The sequence below is a fragment of the Oerskovia sp. PE-21s genome, assembly GCF_056158145.1.
The window spans coordinates 577,172-596,191 of sequence record NZ_JBUXJM010000001.1 but is presented as its reverse complement, the minus strand read 5'-3'; the positions used below and the strand labels follow the sequence as shown (position 1 = coordinate 596,191).

Below are 19,020 nucleotides of genomic sequence, written 5' to 3'. Positions count from 1 at the left end.
GGTCACGGGTCCGCCCCGACGGCGAGGTCGAGGGATATGATGCCCCGGCTCGCCGTCGGGCCACCGTGCACCGGCGCGCACGTGGGCGCCGCGACCGCCGGACCGCCGGCTGCGGTGCGCCCTTCGCGGGCCCGCCAGGACGCGGGGGTCAGGCCTTCGGCGTGACGTACGGGATGCGGCCGCGGTCGACCGCCCGGTAGTCGAGGAGCGCCGAGCCGATGACCCCGACGAGCAGGACCACGGCGAAGACGATCCGGTCGTAGAACTCGTAGTTGCGCAGCACGGCCAGCACGATCCCGAGCAGGACGATCTTGACGAGCCAGCTCCCCAGCACGACAGCCGCCGTGGTGGTCGGCGTCGAGCGCGCGGTACGCGCCATCGCGACGATCGTCGTGCCGGAGAACACGAGGGCGATCCCGACGCCCATGAGGGCGCCCCAGACCCCCGCGGTGCCTGCCAGGAGCGCCCCCAGCCCCACACCCAGGACCAGGAGTCCGCCGAGCAGCAGCAGGGTGTCGCGCAGCGCGGTCCGGAACACTGCACTGACCGCGTCCCCGACGGCGTCCGCCGAGACCGGGGAGCTGTCCGCCGTGGGCGGCACCGACGCGCTGGAGACCGGCTCGCGCGTCGGCTCGTCGGGAGTCTGCGGTGCGGGGGTCGTCATCAGGAGTGTCCTTCGGGGTGGGCGCGGTGCGCATCGGTGGGTGCTTCGGGGGTGGTCGGCGCCGGGGCGGGGACGACCGGCGAGGCTCCGCTCGCCGCCGCGACGCGTCGGGGCGGCAGCGCGGACGGGATGCCCTCGGGAGCGGTGACGGCGTCGTCGTCGAGGAACCTGCCGCGGGTGCGCAGCGGGCCGAGCGTGAGGATCGCCGCCACGACGACGGCCACGACGAGCCCGATCGCGACGTTCTCCGCGGGCCATCGCACGAGCGCGACCGCGCCGAACGCGAAGACCGCGGTCCACACGTACATGATGATCACGGCGCGGCGGTGCGAGTGGCCGAGCGTCAGGAGCCGGTGGTGCAGGTGGAGCCGGTCCGGGTGGAAGGGCGACTTGCCCGTACCGACCCTGCGGACCACCGCGAGGACCATGTCGAGCAGCGGGAGCAGGATCACCGCGAGCGGCAGCAGGATGGGGATGAGCTCGCGCTGGCGGCTCGGGTCCGAGGCCATGCCGGTGTCGATGCTCCCGGTGACCACGATCACCGCGGAGCCGAGCACGAGACCGAGCACCATCGAGCCCGAGTCGCCCATGAAGATCCGGGCGGGGTGGAAGTTGTGCGGCAGGAACCCCAGACAGATGCCGACGAGGGCCGCCATGATCATGGTCGCCAGGCTCGAGTAGTCCGTGGGGCTCGCCACGGTCGTCAGGCTGTACGTGTAGACGAAGTAGGCGCCGCCGCCGATCGCGATGAGGCCCGCGGCGAGCCCGTCGAGGCCGTCGACGAAGTTCACGGCGTTCATCGCGACCACGATGACGAGCACGGTGACGATGAGCGAGAGACGCGACGAGCCGATCACGAGCCCGTTGATGGGGAAGGTCACGAGCTGCACGCCCTGCCAGGCGACGAACAGGGCCGCGAGGACCTGGCCGGCGAGCTTCGTCATCCAGTCGAGGTCCCAGATGTCGTCCGCGACGCCCAGGAAGCAGACGATGAGCGCGCCCCCGACGATCGCCCACGCCCGGTCGTCGATCTGGAAGACCCCGTCGAGGAAGGGCATCTGCGACGCGAACGTCACCGCCACGACGAGGCCCGCGGTCATCGCGAGCCCGCCCAGGCGGGCCGTGGGGATGGTGTGCACGTCACGGTCACGGACCGCGGTGATCGCTCCGGTCCTCGCCGCCACCCAGTACGCGAGCGGGGTGAGGAGGTAGGTGACCGCCGCTGCGATCAGCAGGATGAGCAGATAGACCCTCACCCGTCGTTCGCCTCCGGGCCGCTCGTCGTCACGGTCTCCTCGGACGGCACGGTCTCCTCGGACGGCACGGTCTCCTCGGACGGGTCGTCCACGTTCTCGGCCGGCTCCTCCCCGATCCCCAGGACCGGCGCGACCTCACGCAGGCGCTCGAGCGAGACGGCGCCCTCGCGTACGACCCGCAGGTGCGGCCCGGTCGCGTCGACGATGGTCGAGGCCACTCCCCCGGGCGCGGTGCCGCCGTCCAGGTACACCGCGACCGACTCCCGGAGCTGTACCTGGGCGTCGGCGACCTCGAGCGCGGCGGGCAGGCCCGTGGAGTTGGCGCTCGAGACCGCGAGCGGTCCCGTGCGGCGCAGCAGGGCGAGCGCGGCCGGGTGGTCGGGCATGCGCAGCGCGACGGTCCCGTGCGTCTCGCCGAGGTCCCAGGCGAGCGAGGGCTGGGCGGTCAGGATGATGGTGAACCCGCCGGGCCAGAACGCCTCGACGAGCGCGCGCGCGTCGTCGGGCACGTCGGTCGCGAGCCCGTCGAGGGTCCGCAGGTCGGGGACCAGGACGGGCGGCGGCATCTGCCGACCGCGCCCCTTCGCGGCCAGGAGGGCTGTCACGGCCTCGGCGTCGAACGCGTCGGCCCCGATCCCGTAGACCGTGTCGGTCGGCAGGACCACGAGGCCGCCTCGCGAGACGGCGTTCACCGCCTCGTCGATCGACGGTCCCCAGGTGTTCGGGTCGGTGACGGGGTGCACAGAGCTCACGCTTCTCAGTCTTCCATGTCCGAAGGGTCCCCTGGTGCGGGGTCTGGCTCGCTCGTCGCCCGCGAGCGCCGGGCCACGACCATACGCGGTCGGCCCGTGAGGTCCTCGACGGTCCGGACGGCCTCGAAACCGCCGACCGCGGCCACCATGTCGCGCGCGGACCGTGCCTGGACCTCGGCGTGCTCCATGACGTACAGGCCGCCGGGAGCCAGGAGCCGAGCCGCGGCGCGGGTCACGCCGCGCGGCACCTCGAGGCCGTCCTCGCCGAGCCCGTAGAGCGCGACCTGCGGGTCGTGCAGCGCGACCTCGGGGTCGCGCGGGACCGCGTCGGGCGGCACGTACGGCGGGTTCGAGACGACGACGTCGCACCTCCCGTCGAGCTCGGCGAGCGCGGTGCGCGCGTCCCCCCGGACCAGGTGCACGACGGCGCCGCTCGCCTCGTGCGTCCGGGCGACGTTGCGCTCGGCCCACGCGTGCGCGTCGCGGTCCAGCTCGACCGCGTGCACACGGGCACCCGGGACCTCGGTCGCGACGGCCAGGGCGATCGCGCCCGACCCCGTGCACAGGTCGACGACGACGGGCGCCTGCGAGCCCCGGGCGACGACACCGAGCGACTCGTCGATCGCGACCTGCGCGACCTGCTCGGTCTCGGGACGCGGCACGAACACCCCTGGCCCCACGACCAGGTCCAGGTGCCGGAAGGGGGCCGTCCCCGTGAGGTGCTGGAGCGGCACGCGACGGGCACGGGCGTCGAGCAGCCCGGCGAGGCCGTCGAGCACGTCCTCGGTGGTGGGCGTCCCGTCGGGCAGCAGGGAAGACACGGGACGTCCCAGGACGGCCGCAGAGACGACCCGCTCGCGCGGCACGCCCGCGGCGTGCGCGAGCAGCAGCTCGGCGTCGACGCGGGGCGTGTCGATCCCGGCCCGTGCAAGGCGGGCTGCCGCCTCGCGCACGAGGCGAGAGACGTCGTCGGGCAGGGACGACGTGGGGTCCTGCCCCGGTCGCACCGCCGGGACCTGCGGCGACGTCACGACGCCGCGGCGGCGAGGCGCGCCGCCTCGTCGGCGTCGATCGCCGAGCGGATGACCGGCTCGAGGTCGCCGTCGAGGACCTGGTCCAGGTTGTACGCCTTGTACCCCGTGCGGTGGTCAGCGATCCGGTTCTCCGGGTAGTTGTACGTCCGGATGCGCTCGGAGCGGTCCACGGTACGCACCTGCGAGCGGCGCAGGTCGTTCGCGGCCGCCGCCTCCTCCTCCTGGCGCGCGGCCAGGAGCCGGGCACGCAGCACGCGCATGGCCTGCTCGCGGTTCTGGAGCTGGGACTTCTCGTTCTGCATCGAGACCGTGATCCCCGTGGGCAGGTGCGTGATGCGCACCGCCGAGTCCGTCGTGTTGACCGACTGGCCGCCCGGGCCCGACGACCGGTACACGTCGATGCGCAGGTCGTTCTGGTCGATCTCGATCTCTCCCGCGTCCTCGACCTCGGGGAACACGAGCACGCCCGCGGCCGAGGTGTGGATACGGCCCTGCGACTCCGTCACGGGCACGCGCTGGACGCGGTGCACGCCGCCTTCGTACTTGAGGTTGGCCCATACCCCGTCCGCAGGGTCCGTGGAGCCAGCTCGAGCCTTGACGGCCACCTGGACGTCCTTGTAGCCGCCGAGGTCCGAGTCCGTGGCCTCGATGACCTCGGTCTTCCAGCCGCGGCGCTCGGCGTAGCGCAGGTACATGCGCAGCAGGTCGCCCGCGAACAGCGCGGACTCCTCGCCTCCCTCGCCCGCCTTGATCTCGAGGATCACGTCGCGCCCGTCGTCGGGGTCGCGCGGCACGAGGACCCGGCGCAGCTTCTCGGTCGCGGCTGCGGCAGCCTCCTGGAGCGCGGGGAGCTCGGCGGCGAACGAGCTGTCTTCCGAGGCGAGCTCTGCCGCGGTCTCGGCGTCGTCGGTCGCGTCCCGCCACGCCCGATAGGCCGCGACGACCTGGCCCAGCTCGGCGTAGCGGCGTCCGAGCGTGCGCGCCCGGACGGCGTCCGCGTGGACCGCGGGGTCGGCGAGCAGCGTCTCGATCTCGGCGTGCTCGGCGAGCAGGTGTTCGACGGCGGCGAAGGACTCGGTCACGAGGGTGTCCTGACGAGAGGGGTGGTTAGGGCTGTTGGTCGGGCGCTCGGTCCGGCGCGCTCGCGCCGGGAAAGACGACAGCGCCGGTGGAACGGGCACGCCGCCTGCCCCTGGAGAGGTTGACGGACGCCCGGACCACCGGCGCTGGAGAGTCGCTACTTGTCGGCGGCCTTCTTGCCGTAACGAGCCTCGAAGCGGGCCACGCGGCCACCGGTGTCGAGGATCTTCTGCTTGCCCGTGTAGAACGGGTGGCAGGCCGAGCAGACGTCGGACGAGATGCGTCCGGACTTCTCGGTGCTGCGCGTGACGAACGTGGAACCGCAGGTGCAGGTCACCTCGGTCAGGACGTACTCGGGGTGGATCTCAGCCTTCACAGGACTCTCCTCAGTGGGTTGCCCCCGGGTCGCCTGCGGACAGCAGCCGTGAACCGGGGACGGGGAAACCAACAGGACATTGTGCCAGACGCGTCCGGCACACGGAAAATCCGTGGGCCGCTCTCTCGGGGCGAGCGGCCCACGGGCGCATCAGACGGCGCGGCCGACCTCTTCGTCGTTGTTGATGCCACCAGGTGTGGTCTTCTGCACCTGGAGCAGGAACTCGACGTTGGACTTCGTCTCCTTGAGCTTGCCGAGCAGCAGCTCGATGGCCTGCTGCTGGTCGAGCGCACCCATCACGCGGCGCAGCTTGTAGACGATGCGGAGCTCGTCCTGCGGCATGAGGATCTCCTCGCGGCGCGTACCGGACGCGTTGACGTCCACGGCCGGGAAGATGCGCTTGTCCGCGAGCGAGCGGGAGAGCCGGAGCTCCATGTTCCCGGTGCCCTTGAACTCCTCGAAGATGACCTCGTCCATCTTGGACCCGGTCTCGACGAGCGCCGAGGCGAGGATCGTGAGCGACCCGCCGTTCTCGATGTTGCGTGCCGCGCCGAAGAAGCGCTTGGGCGGGTAGAGCGCCGAGGCGTCGACACCACCGGACAGGATGCGCCCGGAGGCGGGGGCCGCCAGGTTGTAGGCGCGCGACAGACGCGTGAGCGAGTCGAGCAGCACCACGACGTCCTGCCCCAGCTCCACGAGGCGCTTGGCGCGCTCGATCGCGAGCTCGGCGACGATCGTGTGGTCGGAGGCCGGACGGTCGAACGTCGAGGCGATGACCTCGCCCTTGACGGTGCGCTCCATGTCCGTGACCTCTTCGGGTCGCTCGTCCACGAGCACGACCATGAGGTGGACCTCAGGGTTGTTCGTCGTGATCGCGTTGGCGATCTGCTGCATGATGATCGTCTTGCCCGCCTTGGGCGGAGCCACGATCAGACCACGCTGGCCCTTGCCGATGGGGGCGACGATGTCGATCACGCGCGGCGTGAGACGACCGACCTCGCCCGTCTCCAGCCGCAGTCGCTCCTGCGGGTAGAGCGGCGTCAGCTTGTTGAACTCGGCACGGTTGCGAGCTGCCTCGGGAGACATGCCGTTGACCGAGTCGAGCCGGACCAGCGCGTTGAACTTCTGGTTGCGCGGCCCGGTCTGCTGGAACGACTCGCCGTCGCGGGGCTGTCGCACCGCACCGACGATCGCGTCACCGCGACGCAGGCCCGACTTCTTGACCTGGCCGAGAGAGACGTAGACGTCGTTCGGACCGGGCAGGTAGCCGCTCGTCCGCACGAACGCGTACTGGTCGAGCACGTCCAGGATGCCGGCCACGGGCAGCAGCACGTCGTCCTCGGTCACCTCGATGTCGTCGAGGCCCGACACGTCGATGTTCCCACCACGGGTGCGGCCGCGCTTGCGGTCGCGGTCGCGGTTGCGGTCACGCCCGCGGCGGCGGCGTCCGCCGCGCTCGTCGTACTCGTCGTTCTGACGGTTGCCCTGGCCCTGCTGGTCGCGCTGACCGCCCTGCTGGCCGCCCTGGCTCTGCTGACGCTGGCCGCCCTGGCGCTCCTGCTGGCCGTTCTGGCGCTCGCCCTGTCCCTGCTCACGCTGCTGGTCGCGCTGGCGCTCCTGGCGACCGTTGGCACCGGTCTCCGGGGCCGACTCGCGAGCGGTCTCGCCCTCGCCGCCGCGCGGGGCACCGGCGCCCCGTCCGGCGCGACGCGAACCACGCTCGGGGGCGGCGCCCGTCACCAGGCCCACGGCAGCGGCCGCGCGTGCGGCGCGCTCGTCCGGGGTCTCTCCCCCGGCGGCACGGTCGGCGTCGGTGCGGGCTGCCCGGGTGCCCTGCTCCAGGAGCGGCGCGACGATGTCGGCAGCCTGGTCGGCACGCGCAGAACGCTGGCCGCGCTCGCGACGGGGCCGCTCGGCGCGCTCGACGTTCTCGGTCGCCGCGCGGACGGGGACCTCGACGGCCGGCTGCACGACGACCTTCTCGGTCTGGGTGTCCTTCTCCGGCGCGCGACGCGCGGCGGCGGACGCTCCGGCGGTGCGCTCGGGAGCGCTCTTCTCGCCGGAGGTGGAACGGATGACGTCGACAAGATCGCTCTTGCGCATCTTGGACGTGCCCTTCACACCGAGCTGCGAGGCGAGTGCCTGCAGCTCGGGGAGGCGCAGCGTCGAGAGCGCGCCTGCACGGGCGGTGTCGGTGGTGTCTGTCACGAAGGACCCTTCCCCTCGTTTGCGCCCACTTGCTCTGTGCGAGGGGTGGGCCGCGGGTGATCGACGCTCGGCACGTGACGGCCGGAACGCAGTGGAACCACGCGTCAGTGGTACGACGACGTCAGCTGACGTGGGCTGGATTGCCTTCTCGCGGGGTATGAGTCGCAGTCAGTGGATGCTCTGCCGATGCCCGGGGACTCGGCGGAGAATCGTCGAGGAATCACCGAGGCATCATCACGAACCTGCGAAGGCTCAATGGATTCTACCATCCGTAGCCCCCCGGAAGACCAGTCCCCCCAAGGGCTGCACCAGGGATCGACGGACGGTCAGTGCGACTGTCGGGAGGACGGGTCGGCCAGACCGGCCGACCCCAGGACACGCTCGGACCGCACCCCTGCCAGGTCGATGCCCGGACGGTAGGCGCGCCACTGGTCCGACCCGTGCAGCAGGTCGCGCAGCACCGCGTCCGCCCGGTCACGGTCCGAGGCGTCCCCCAGCAGCAGGACGGTGGGCCCGGCTCCCGAGATCGTCGCGGCCAGGCCGTCGGCCCGCAACGCGCGCACGAGCTCCCACGACGCGGACATGACGCCCGCGCGATACTCCTGGTGGAGCCGGTCCTCGGTCGCGTCGAACAGGTGCTGCGGCGAACGGGTGAGCGCCTCGACGAGCAGGGCCGCGCGCCCTGCGTTGAGCGCGGCGTCGGCGTGCGGCACGGTCTCCGGCAGGACACCGCGAGCACGGCTCGTGGCGAGCCGGATCGTGGGGACCAGGACGGTCGCCTCGATGTCCGGGTGGACGTCGAGGCGCACCGCGTGCGCCCCCTCGTCCCCCTCGACCGTGCTCGTCCACGCGATCGTCGCGCCCCCGTAGATCGCGGGCGCGGCGTTGTCCGGATGCCCCTCGAACTCGGTCGCGAGCTGCAGGACCGCCGCGTCGTCGAGGGCCGCGGGGTCCGCGACCAGGGCGCGCGCGGCGACGATCCCGGCCACGACCGCAGCGGCCGAGGAGCCGAGGCCTCGACCGTGCGGGATCGCGTTGGTGGCCGTCAGGTGCAGCCCCGTCTGCGGTGCGCCGACCAGGTCGAGGGCGGCACGCAGGGCCCGCACGACCAGGTGCCGCTCGTCACCGGGGACCTCGCCCGCCCCCTCCCCCTCGACGTCGACGACCACGTCGCCGTTGCCGAGCGCACGCACCTCGAGCACGTCGTAGTGCGCGAGGGCCAGCCCCATGGCGTCGAAGCCAGGGCCGAGGTTCGCGCTCGTCGCGGGCACGCGCACGCGCACATGGTCGGCTCCGAGCTGCATCTCGCGGGACCTCTCTTCGGGGAGCTACGGGGGCTGGGGCAGACCCACGGGGAGCCTGCGACGGAACTACCGGCGGGACGGACGACGCCGCGTCAGCCGAGCTGGAGCGCGTCGGCGATCGAGACGACGTCGGCGCTCACCCGGATCGGCGTCACGTCGGCGCCGTCCAGGGTCTTGAGCGCCCACTGCGGGTCCTTGAGGCCGTGGCCCGTGACCGTGACGACGATGCGCGCACCCGCGGGCACCAGACCACGCTCGGCGCGCGAGAGGATGCCCGCGACACCGGCCGCCGAGCCCGGCTCGACGAACACGCCGGCCTCGGCCGACAGGATGCGGTGCGCCGCGAGGATCTGCTCGTCGGTCACGGCCTCGATGACGCCGCCCGACTCGTCGCGCGCGGCCTCGGCCTGCGCCCACGACGCGGGGTTGCCGATCCGGATCGCGGTCGCGATCGTCTCGGGGTGCGTGATGGGGTGGCCCGCGACGATCGGGGCCGCACCGGCGGCCTGGAAGCCCCACATGATCGGGGTCTTCGTGGAGACCGCGGGCAGGTGCGCCCCCGGGGCGTCGGGGTCGCCGAGGCCGGCGTACTCGCGGAAGCCCTTCCAGTACGCCGTGATGTTGCCCGCGTTGCCGACGGGCAGGGCGTGGATGTCCGGGGCGTCGCCCAGTGCGTCGACGATCTCGAACGCACCGGTCTTCTGCCCCTCGATGCGGTCCGGGTTGACCGAGTTCACGAGCTCGACCGGGTAGGCCTCGGCGAGCTTGCGCGCCGCGACCAGGCAGTCGTCGAAGTTGCCGTCGACCTGGAGCAGCTTGGCGCCGTGCGCGATCGCCTGGCTCAGCTTGCCCATCGCGATCTTGCCGTCCGGGACCAGGACGGCGCAGACCATGCCGGCCTTGGTCGCGTACGCGGCGGCCGAGGCCGACGTGTTGCCCGTCGAGGCGCACACCACGGCCTGCGCGCCCCGGCCCGCGGCCGACGAGATCGCCGCGGTCATGCCGCGGTCCTTGAAGGACGCGGTCGGGTTCATGCCCTCGACCTTGAGGAAGACCTGCGCCCCGGTGCGGGCCGAGAGCGCGGGCGCCTCGACCAGGGGTGTGCCGCCCTCGCCGAGCGTCACGATGCGCTCCTGGACGTGGGCGGGCAGGCGGTCGGCGTACTCGGCGATGATGCCTCGCCACTGGTGGGCCATCAGGCTCCCTCGACTCTCAGGACGGACGTGATCTCTCGGACGGGTTCGAGCACCGCGATCGCGTCGACCGTCGCGGCGAGCGCGGCCTCCGCTGCGGCGTGGGTCGTGATGACGAGGTGCGCGACGCCGGTCGACCCGTCGTCGGCGCCGTGCGTGTCGTCGGCCCCGGGCGCGGCGGCTTCCGAGGGCTGGCGCACGGCCTCGATCGAGACGCCCTTCGACGCCAGGACCTGGGCGACCTGGGCCAGGACGCCGGGACGGTCGTCGACCGCGAGGCGCACCTGGTAGCGCGTGACCGCGGTGCTGGCCGGCAGGATCGGCAGGGCCGCGTAGGTGGACTCCTCGGGGCCCTTGCCGCCGAGCACGCGGTGGCGGGCGGCGGACACGACGTCGCCGAGCACGGCGGACGCGGTCGGTGCGCCGCCGGCGCCGCGGCCGTAGAACATGAGCTCGCCCGCCGCGTCGGCCTCGACGAAGACCGCGTTGAAGGCCCCGCGCACACCGGCCAGCGGGTGCGCGAGCGGCACGAGAGCGGGGTGCACGCGCACCGAGACCCCGTGCGACCCGTCGTCGCCCGTCACGGACTCCGCGATCGCGAGCAGCTTGATGACGTGACCGGTCTGCGCGGCCCACGCGACGTCGTCGGCGGTGATCCTCGTGATGCCCTCGCGTGCGACGTCCTCGAGCGAGACGCGCGTGTGGAACGCGAGGCTCGCGAGGATCGCGGCCTTGGCCGCGGCGTCGAAGCCCTCGACGTCGGCCGTGGGATCGGCCTCGGCGTAGCCCAGGTCCTGGGCCTGGCGCACGGCGTCGTCGAACGACATGCCCGTGCTCGCCATCTGGTCCAGCACGTAGTTCGTGGTGCCGTTGACGATGCCCAAGATCCGGCGCACGCTGTCGCCCGCGAGCGACTCGCGGACCGGGCGCACGATCGGGATCGCGCCCGCGACCGCGGCCTCGAAGTAGATGTCGACGCCTGCGGTGTCCGCGGCCTTGTAGAGCGTGGGGCCGTCCTCGGCGAGGAGTGCCTTGTTCGCGGTCACGACGGCGGCGCCCGCCTCGATCGCGCGCAGCAGCAGCGCGCGGGCCGGCTCGATGCCGCCCATGACCTCGATGACGATGTCGGCGCGCGACACGAGCGCCTCGGCGTCCTCCGTCAGGAGCGAGCGGTCGACCGACTCGGCGAGCGGCCGCGGGGCCGACGCGTCCCGCACGGCGATCCCCACGAGCTCGAGCGGCGCCCCGACGCGCGAGGCGAGGTCCGCGCTCTGCTGCGTCAGCAGCCGGGCCACCTCGGACCCGACGACGCCGCACCCGAGCAGCGCGACGCGCAGCGGACCTTGCTCCTGCTGGCTGGCTCCCACGAAGCTCCTCCTCCATCACCCGGCCCGCACGGTCAGCGGTGCCGTCGTTCTCGGGTCCCTGCCGGACGCGGTCGCGTCGGAGGTTTCCCCTGACCCTGGCGGACCGCGGCACCCCGTGCCCCGCATCCCGACCAGTCGGTCCGAGCATGTCGATCCTCGCCCGGTCGCCCGGATCCTGGGCGCTCGTCTCAGGATACGGGTGGGCCGGTGCCGGGCCACGAGGCGCCGCGCCGCACCGGCCCCGGCGACGTCAGCCCAGGTCGAGCGCGAGCAGGTCGTCCTCCGTCTCACGACGGACCAGGACCCTGGTCTCGCCGTCGGCCACGGCCACGACCGGGGGTCGGGGCGCGTGGTTGTAGTTCGAGGCCATCGAGCGCCCGTAGGCGCCCGTCGCCGCGACGGCCAGCAGGTCGCCCGCCCGCACGTCGCCCGGCAGCAGCACGTCGTGGACCACGATGTCGCCGCTCTCGCAGTGCTTGCCGACCACCCGCGCGAGCACGGGCTCGGCGTCCGACAACCGGTTCGCGAGCTCGGCGTGGTAGTCCGCGCCGTACAGCGCCGGGCGGATGTTGTCGCTCATGCCGCCGTCGATCGAGACGTACGTGCGCACGATCGTGCTCTCCGCCTCGCCGCCCGGCCCGCTGACCCGCACGGGCTTGACCGTGCCGACCGTGTAGAGCGTCAGGCCCGCGGGCCCGACGATCGCGCGGCCCGGCTCGATCGAGAAGCGTGGCAGGGGGGTCCCGAGGTCCGCCGACGAGGCGGCCACCGACGCCGCGACGTCCTTCGCGATGCGGTCCGGGTCGAGCGCGACCTCGCCCGGCAGGTACGCGATGCCGTACCCGCCGCCCAGGTCCACCTCGGGCACGAGGAAGCCCGTGCGCCGCGCCAGGGCAGCCCGCAGCTCGAGGACCTTGCGCGCCGCGACCTCGAAGCCCGACGGGTCGAGGATCTGCGAACCGATGTGCGAGTGGATGCCCAGCAGCTCGAGCTCGGGGTGCGAGAGCACCGTGAGGAGCGCGACCATGGCGGGGCTGTCCTCGTCCTGCGCACCAGGGGCTGTCGTGCCCTGGCCACCGGTCGCGAGCGACAGACCGAACTTCTGGTCCTCGTGCGCGGTCGAGATGTACTCGTGCCCGCCCGCGTGCACGCCCGTGGTCACGCGGATCATGACCGGGGCCGGAGCCCCGCCGCGGGCGCGCGAGGCAGCGGCCACGCGCTCGACCTCGACGAGCGAGTCGACGATGATCCGGCCCACGCCCGCGTCGAGCGCGCGCGCGATCTCCGCGTCGGACTTGTTGTTGCCGTGCAGGCCGATGTGCTCGCCGGGAACGCCTGCGCGCAGCGCGACCGCGAGCTCGCCGCCCGTCGCGGTGTCGACGCGCAGCCCCTCGGAGTGCACCCAGCGGGCCACGGCGACCGAGAGGAACGCCTTGCCCGCGTAGTACACGTCGACGTCCGCGCCGACCTCGGCGAACGCTGCCTCGAACGCACGGCGGTACGACCGCGCGCGCTCGCGCAGGTCGGCCTCGTCGAGCACGTAGGCCGGGGTGCCCTGGGCGACCGCGAGCTCACGCACGTCGACCCCCGCGACCGTGAGCGCGCCGTCGGGCCCGCGGCGCACGCCGCTCGACCACGGCTCGCCCGGCACGTAGGTGCCGGTCGGCGAGAAGGCGGGCGGCGTCGTCGGGCCTGCCGACGCGCTCACATGCGCTCCGGCGCGGACACGCCCAGCAGGCCGAGGCCGTTGGCGAGCACCTGACGCGTGGCGTCGTTGAGCCACAGGCGCGTGCGGTGCACGTCCGTGACCTCCTCGTCGCCCAGCGGCGTCACACGGCACTCGTGGTACCAGGAGTGGTAGTCGCCCGCGAGCGCCTCGAGGTAGCGCGCGACGCGGTGCGGCTCGCGCAGCTCGGCCGCCTGGCCCACGACGCGGGGGAACTCGGTGAGCGCACCGAGCAGGATCGACTCGGTCTCGTGCGTCAGGAGCGACGGGTCGAACGCCTCGCTCCCGTCCTCACGGAACCGCGAGACACCGTGCGCCTGCGCGTTGCGCGCGACGTTCGCCGTGCGGGCGTGCGCGTACTGCACGTAGTAGACCGGGTTCTCGTTGCCCGCCTTCGTCAGCAGGTCGAGGTCCAGGTCGATGCTCGAGTCCGCCGAGGAGCGCGCGAGCGAGTAGCGCGCGGCGTCAACGCCCACGGCGTCGACCAGGTCCTCGAGCGTCACGACGTTCCCGGCGCGCTTGGCCATGCGGACCGGTCGACCGTCCTTGACCAGGTTGACCATCTGCCCGATGAGGATCTGCAGGTTCTTGCCCGGCTCGTCGCCGAACGCCGCGCACACCGCCATCATGCGGCTCACGTACCCGTGGTGGTCCGCGCCGAGCATGATGATGACGTCGTCGAACCCGCGCTCGCGCTTGTCGAGGTAGTACGCGATGTCGCCCGCGATGTACGCGGCCTCGCCGTCCGACTTGATGATGACGCGGTCCTTGTCGTCACCGAAGTCGGTCGTGCGCAGCCACGTCGCGCCGTCGGCCTCGAACACGTGGCCGCCCTCGCGCAGGCGCTGGACCGCGCGCTCGACCGCGCCGGACTCGTGCAGCGAGTCCTCGTGGAAGTACACGTCGAAGTCGACGCCGAAGTCGTGCAGCGCCGCGCGGATCTCGTCGAACATGCGCTCGACGCCGCGCGCCCGGAAGACCTCCTGGGCCTCGTCGTCGGGCAGCGTGCGCGGGTCCGGGTCGCCCGCGGCGATCGCGTCGGCGATGACGGCCTCGGCGATGTCCGAGATGTACTGGCCGCCGTAGCCGTCCTCCGGGGCGTCCTGTCCCTTGGCGCGCGCGAGCAGCGAGCGCGCGAAGCGGTCGATCTGCGCGCCGTGGTCGTTGAAGTAGTACTCGCGCTCGACCACGGCGCCCGAGGCCTGGAGCACGCGGGCCAGCGAGTCGCCGACCGCAGCCCAGCGCACGCCGCCGATGTGGATGGGGCCCGTGGGGTTCGCCGAGACGAACTCGAGGTTGATGCGCGTGCCGGCCTCGGAGTCGTTGTTCCCGTAGGTCGCGCCCTGGGCGAGGATGGTGCGCGCGAGCTCGCCCGCGGCCGCCGCGTCGAGCGTGATGTTCAGGAAGCCCGGCCCGGCGATGTCCACCGACTTGATGCCCGGGTGCGCGGCCAGGCGCTGCGCGAGGTCCTCGGCCAGGACGCGCGGGGCGACGCCGGCCTTCTTCGCGAGCTGCAGGGCGACGTTCGTGGCCCAGTCGCCGTGCTCGCGCTGGCGGGGTCGCTCGACGTGGACCGACGTGGGGACCGCGTCGGCGGGCAGGGCGAGGGTGCCGTCGGCGACGGCGGAGGCCAGGGCAGCGCTGAGCGCTTCGGAGAGCTCGTTCGGGGTCACCCGACGATTCTAGCGAGCGACGCTAGCGCTTTGCGTCGCCGTCCGTCGGGGGCGCCGAGGGGCGTCCCCGACGAGCACGCGGACCCCACGTGTCCTCGATCATGACGGGGCGGCAGCCCGCGACGGCGGCCAGCAGGATCACCACGAGCGTCACGAACAGGAAGACGAACGTGCTGGTCCACGTGCCGCTGCGGGCGTACAGGATGCCCGCGGTCAGGGGCCCCGCCCCCGCGACGAGGTACCCCACGCCCTGCACGAACCCGGACAGCGCGACGGCCCCGGCCGACGTGCGGCTGCGCAGGTTGATGAGTGCCAGCCCGAGCGGGAACGTCGAGGCCCCCAGCCCCGCGAGCACGACCCACACCCAGATCGCAGGACCCGCCTGGCCACCCATCAGCCCGCCGTACCCGACCGCGAGCATCGCGACGAAGACCACCACGAGGGGGTACGGGTTGCGCATCCGGGCCGCGAGCAGCGGTGTGACGATCGACATGGGCATGCCGACGAACGCGTACAGCGCGAGGGCGCTCGCCGCGGTCGGCTCGGACATCCCGGCGTCGACCAGGACGTGCGGCAGCCACGCGAACATGACGTACGTGTTGAGCGAGTTGAGGCCGAACATCCCCGCGATGCCCCACGCGAGCGGGCTGCGCCACGCACGCCCCTCGTGGCGGTGCCGCCCGTCGAGGCCTGCGGTGTGCTCGGGCGAGTGCTCGAGCACCGACGCGAGCTCGGCGCGGGCTCGGGCCGAGCGCGCGATCACCACGGTCCACGGCACGGCCGCGAGCAGCCCCACGAGCGCCCAGCCGCCCAGGGCGGGCCGCCAGCCCAGCGACGAGGCGATGCCCACCACGAGCAGCGGCGGGATCGCGGTGCTCAGCGAGAGCGTCACGGTGTACGCCGCGGTCACGGCGCCGATCCGGTCGGGGAAGTACCGCTTGACGAGCGGCGGGAGCAGCACGTTGCCCATGCCCATGCCCGCGAGCGCCACCGCGGTCCACAGCAGGAAGGACGGGGCCGTGCTCGACAGCGACCGCAGGATCTCGCCGACCGAGCTGACGAGCAGCGCGGCGACGAGCGTCGGTTCGAGCCCGAACCTGCGCGAGAGGACGGGGACGAGCGACCCGAAGACCGCGAACGCGATCACCGGGACGGTCCCCAGGAGCCCCGCGAGCTGGTCGCTCAGGTCGATGTCGGTCCGGACCACGTCCAGGATCGGGGAGACCGAGGCGACCGCGATCCGCAGGTTGAACGCCGCGAGGACGATCCCGGCAAGGACGACGAACCGCCCGTGCCACGGGCGGAGGGCGTTGTCGGGGGTGCTGTCGGGGGTCGAGCTCGAGTCCTGGCGATCCACTCCAGGAGGGTACGCATCCGTCTCCCGAGGCACCCGTCCCGGAGGGCGTTCCGGGCTGGTGAGTCCGGTCACCCCGCCACCGCGCGGCCGGTCGTCCCGGACGGCTCTCGGCAGGTGGGAGCACGAACCCGCCGGAGACTGGTAGTCTCGTGCACCGTGCCGGATGCTCGTCAGAGCGAACGCATGTTGCCCTCGTAGCTCAGTGGATAGAGCGTCTGCCTCCGGAGCAGAAGGTCGTAGGTTCGAGTCCTATCGAGGGCACCGCAGACCAAGCCCCTGGACCCCTCGGTCCAGGGGCTTCGTCGTGCCCACGACCTGTCCGTGTGGTCGGCGCCTCCCCCGCACCCGTGTAGCGTCCGCACTACTGGGCCACCGTGGTCTCGTTGACGGGACAAGCGTGACAACAGCATCGAACGACACCATCCTCGGCCTCCTCGGGACGTCGCGGAAGCCCGACGAGCGCCGGCTCCCCCTCCACCCCGACCACCTCGAGCGCATCGCCCCCGAGCTCCGGTCGCGGATCGTCGTCGAACACGGCTACGGCGAGCGCTTCGGGGTGAGCGACGAGCAGATCGCGCCTTGGGTCCGCTCCCTGGGCACCCGCACCGAGGTCATCGCGGCCGCCGACGTGATCCTGCTGCCCAAGCCCCAGCTTGAGGACCTGCACGACCTGCGCCCCGGCCAGACCCTGTGGGGCTGGCCGCACTGCGTCCAGGACCGCGAGCTGACCCAGCTCGCGATCGACAAGCGGCTCACGCTCGTGGCCTTCGAGGCCATGCACCACTGGGCGTCCGACGGCGGGTTCGGCCTGCACGTCTTCCACAAGAACAACGAGATGGCGGGCTACTGCTCGGTGCTGCACGCGCTCGCGCTGTGCGGGTCGACGGGCGACTACGGCAGGCGTCTGACCGCCGTGGTCATCGGCTTCGGCGCCACGGCGCGCGGGGCGGTCACGGCCCTCAACGCGCACGGGGTCCACGACGTCCGCGTGCTCACCAACCGCCGGGTCGCGGCGGTCGCGGCACCGATCCACTCGGCGCAGATCGTGCAGTTCGACCACGACGACGCGCCGTACCTCAGCGAGGTCATCACCGACGAGGGCCGTCTGCCGCTCGCCCCGTTCCTCGCCGAGAGCGACATCGTCGTCAACTGCACGCTCCAGGACCCCAACGCGCCCCTGCTCTACCTGCGCACCTCCGACCTGGGGGCGTTCCGGCCGGGCAGCCTGATCGTCGACGTGTCGTGCGACGACGGCATGGCGTTCGACTGGGCGCGATCGACCACGTTCGCCGACCCTCTGGTCACGGTCGGGGAGAACATCAACTACTACGCGGTCGACCACAGCCCCTCGTACCTGTGGAACTCGGCGACGTGGGAGATCAGCTCGGCAGTCCTGCCGTTCCTCCCCGCGGTCATGGCCGGCCCGACGGGCTGGGAGGCGAACGAGACGGTCCGCCGCGCGATCGAGGTGCGCGACGGCGTCGTCCTCAACCCTGCCGTGCTCGAGTTCCAGCACCGCGAGGCCACGTACCCGCACCTCCCGCTCCCGGCCCAGCCGTGAGCGACCGCGTACGGTATGTCCTATGACGGACGGTGGTAACGGAGACTTCGAGTTCGAGCGTCGCTTCCTCGTGAAGGACGTCCCGGTCGACCTGCTCGACGCGCCCGCGCTCATCGTGCAGAGCTACTACCTGGCCGAGGACGGCTACGCGCTGCGGCTGCGCGCCCAGGCGAGCGCGACGGCCGCCGCGCTCAGCGGCAGCACCTCTCCTCTGAGCGTCCTGGACCGGTACGCGTTCGACTTCTGCGCGCTCACGGTCAAGGGACCCACGGTCGGGGGCACCCGGTACGAGGCCGAGCGGGAGATCGACGTCAACGTCGGGGTCGAGATGATCCGTCGTGGTGGCGGGCGCATCGTCAAGACCCGCTACTCGGCATGGCTCGGGGCGGACGGCTGGGTCATCGACGTGTTCGGCGGCGCCAACCACCCGCTCGTCGTCGCGGAGTGCGAACGCTCGGGCCCCGTCGTGGACCTCCAGATCCCGGCGTTCTGCGTCACCGAGATCACCGACGACCGCCGGTTCTCCAACGACTCGCTCTCGCACACCCCGTACTCGGCGTGGGCGGGGTCGTTCGCCGCCGAGCTCGCGGTCTCCGGGCCACGGTTCCGGCAGGACTTCGGGCACAACGCCCACCTGCCCGGGGAGTAGCCCGGGCAGGGGCGCGCCCGGCGGGACCGGGCGCGCGCCGCTCAGGCCCCGTCGTCCACGAGGCGCGGGCCGTCCACCGGGCGCGGGCCGTCCACCGGGCGCGGGCCGTCCACGACGTCACGGTCTCCTCCGACGGGGGCGATCCCCAGGCTGCGCGCGTAGTAGACCCACGGGAACCATGTCCCGATCCGCTCCCACCCGTCGGCCTCGAGCCCGAACCGGCTCGCCCCCAGGACGTACACGCGCGCGTGCTCCCACTGCGTCGTGGTGCGCACGAGCCGGTGGAAACCTGCCCCGAACCCCGTCGAGCGCCACCCCTTGCGCCCGTAGGCCTCGAGCGCCGCCATCTCGGTCACGGCAGTGACGGGCGCCAGGATCCGGGTGTCGCCGACCTCCGCGCCCCCGACGAGGTCCTGGACCGTCCCCGGCGCGGCCGCCCCGACGGGTCGCCCGAAGCGCTGCTGCGCGGCCTGCCGCGAGATCCCCAGGGTCGTGCCGATCGCCTCCCAGCTGTGCCCTGCCGAGCGCGCCGACGACACGGCCGTCGCGAGGAGCGACTCGGCCGAGGTGCTCGCGCGCGCCGTGAGGGCGACGAGCTCGAGATGCGCACCGGGGTCCGTCGTGATGCGGTCGCCGATGCCCGGGTCCGCAGCGGTCACGGCCTCGGCGAGCAGGTCGTCGAGCGTCCGGTCGTCGTCGCGGGGTTCGAGGCTGCCCCAGGCGGGTGCCCCGCTCACGGTTCGCGACTCTCGTCGATGCCCGACGCCGGAGCGCCGGTCGCGACGGCGGGCTGGTCGGTGAGGGGAAATCTCCGGGTAGG

At 72.8% G+C, this 19,020-nt stretch carries 16 protein-coding genes and 1 tRNA gene; 3 read left to right on the top strand and 14 right to left on the bottom strand.

The genetic code is table 11. From position 1 onward, the window contains the following. Positions 1 to 148: 148 nt before the first annotated feature. The 13 genes from ACZDYF_RS02540 to ACZDYF_RS02480 form a co-directional block, all read right to left on the bottom strand. On the bottom strand, positions 149 to 664 hold the full coding sequence (locus tag ACZDYF_RS02540; RefSeq protein ID WP_204809639.1) for a Cg1360 family ATP-synthase-associated protein: 516 nt from the start codon (positions 662 to 664) through the stop codon (positions 149 to 151). Next, positions 664 to 1,920, bottom strand: coding sequence for an MraY family glycosyltransferase (locus tag ACZDYF_RS02535; protein ID WP_475052897.1), 1,257 nt, complete (start codon positions 1,918 to 1,920; stop codon positions 664 to 666). Before ACZDYF_RS02535 ends, ACZDYF_RS02540 begins: the two co-directional genes overlap by 1 nt. After that, positions 1,917 to 2,672, bottom strand: coding sequence for an L-threonylcarbamoyladenylate synthase (locus ACZDYF_RS02530; RefSeq protein WP_372440750.1), 756 nt, complete (start codon positions 2,670 to 2,672; stop codon positions 1,917 to 1,919). The genes ACZDYF_RS02535 and ACZDYF_RS02530 overlap by 4 nt, the downstream gene beginning before the upstream one ends. 5 nt (positions 2,673 to 2,677) lie before the next feature. Beyond that, positions 2,678 to 3,649, bottom strand: a complete 972-nt coding sequence (prmC, locus tag ACZDYF_RS02525; RefSeq protein ID WP_475053184.1) for a peptide chain release factor N(5)-glutamine methyltransferase — start codon at positions 3,647 to 3,649, stop codon at positions 2,678 to 2,680. A gap of 50 nt (positions 3,650 to 3,699) precedes the next feature. Further along, complete coding sequence (gene prfA / locus ACZDYF_RS02520) at positions 3,700 to 4,788, bottom strand: peptide chain release factor 1 (RefSeq protein ID WP_475052894.1); 1,089 nt, start codon at positions 4,786 to 4,788, stop codon at positions 3,700 to 3,702. A gap of 155 nt (positions 4,789 to 4,943) precedes the next feature. Beyond that, positions 4,944 to 5,162, bottom strand: coding sequence for a 50S ribosomal protein L31 (gene rpmE / locus ACZDYF_RS02515; protein WP_191790799.1), 219 nt, complete (start codon positions 5,160 to 5,162; stop codon positions 4,944 to 4,946). A gap of 150 nt (positions 5,163 to 5,312) precedes the next feature. After that, positions 5,313 to 7,370, bottom strand: a complete 2,058-nt coding sequence (gene rho, locus ACZDYF_RS02510; RefSeq protein WP_475052890.1) for a transcription termination factor Rho — start codon at positions 7,368 to 7,370, stop codon at positions 5,313 to 5,315. 326 nt (positions 7,371 to 7,696) lie between these two features. Further along, positions 7,697 to 8,674 carry a homoserine kinase gene (gene thrB, locus ACZDYF_RS02505; RefSeq protein WP_475052885.1) on the bottom strand — a complete coding sequence of 326 codons (978 nt, stop codon included), beginning with the start codon at positions 8,672 to 8,674 and terminating at the stop codon, positions 7,697 to 7,699. Positions 8,675 to 8,766: 92 nt separating this feature from the next. Next, entirely contained in the window at positions 8,767 to 9,870 is a 1,104-nt protein-coding gene (thrC, locus tag ACZDYF_RS02500) for a threonine synthase (RefSeq protein WP_475052882.1), read from the bottom strand. After that, positions 9,870 to 11,234, bottom strand: a complete 1,365-nt coding sequence (locus ACZDYF_RS02495; RefSeq protein ID WP_191790803.1) for a homoserine dehydrogenase — start codon at positions 11,232 to 11,234, stop codon at positions 9,870 to 9,872. Before ACZDYF_RS02495 ends, thrC begins: the two co-directional genes overlap by 1 nt. 250 nt (positions 11,235 to 11,484) lie before the next feature. After that, complete coding sequence (gene lysA / locus ACZDYF_RS02490; RefSeq protein WP_475052879.1) at positions 11,485 to 12,942, bottom strand: diaminopimelate decarboxylase; 1,458 nt, start codon at positions 12,940 to 12,942, stop codon at positions 11,485 to 11,487. Then, positions 12,939 to 14,633, bottom strand: a complete 1,695-nt coding sequence (argS, locus tag ACZDYF_RS02485) for an arginine--tRNA ligase (RefSeq protein ID WP_475052874.1) — start codon at positions 14,631 to 14,633, stop codon at positions 12,939 to 12,941. Before argS ends, lysA begins: the two co-directional genes overlap by 4 nt. A gap of 22 nt (positions 14,634 to 14,655) precedes the next feature. Further along, entirely contained in the window at positions 14,656 to 15,990 is a 1,335-nt protein-coding gene (locus tag ACZDYF_RS02480; protein ID WP_475052867.1) for a CynX/NimT family MFS transporter, read from the bottom strand. A 188-nt stretch (positions 15,991 to 16,178) separates the two neighbouring features. On the opposite strand from ACZDYF_RS02480, the gene ACZDYF_RS02475 reads away from it, so the two are divergent. The 3 genes from ACZDYF_RS02475 to ACZDYF_RS02465 all read left to right on the top strand — a co-directional run bounded on the left by ACZDYF_RS02475 (position 16,179) and on the right by ACZDYF_RS02465 (position 18,200). Next, positions 16,179 to 16,251 (top strand) — tRNA-Arg (locus tag ACZDYF_RS02475). 136 nt (positions 16,252 to 16,387) lie between these two features. Then, positions 16,388 to 17,551 (top strand): N(5)-(carboxyethyl)ornithine synthase, encoded by a 1,164-nt coding sequence (locus ACZDYF_RS02470; RefSeq protein ID WP_191790806.1) that lies wholly within the window; start codon positions 16,388 to 16,390, stop codon positions 17,549 to 17,551. A 22-nt stretch (positions 17,552 to 17,573) separates the two neighbouring features. Further along, positions 17,574 to 18,200, top strand: a complete 627-nt coding sequence (locus ACZDYF_RS02465) for a CYTH domain-containing protein (protein ID WP_138823500.1) — start codon at positions 17,574 to 17,576, stop codon at positions 18,198 to 18,200. Positions 18,201 to 18,241: 41 nt separating this feature from the next. Here the strand turns inward: ACZDYF_RS02465 and ACZDYF_RS02460 are convergent, their stop codons facing one another. Further along, a complete protein-coding gene (locus ACZDYF_RS02460; RefSeq protein WP_475052860.1) occupies positions 18,242 to 18,937 on the bottom strand; it encodes a hypothetical protein in 696 nt (231 codons plus the stop codon). Positions 18,938 to 19,020 lie beyond the last annotated feature (83 nt).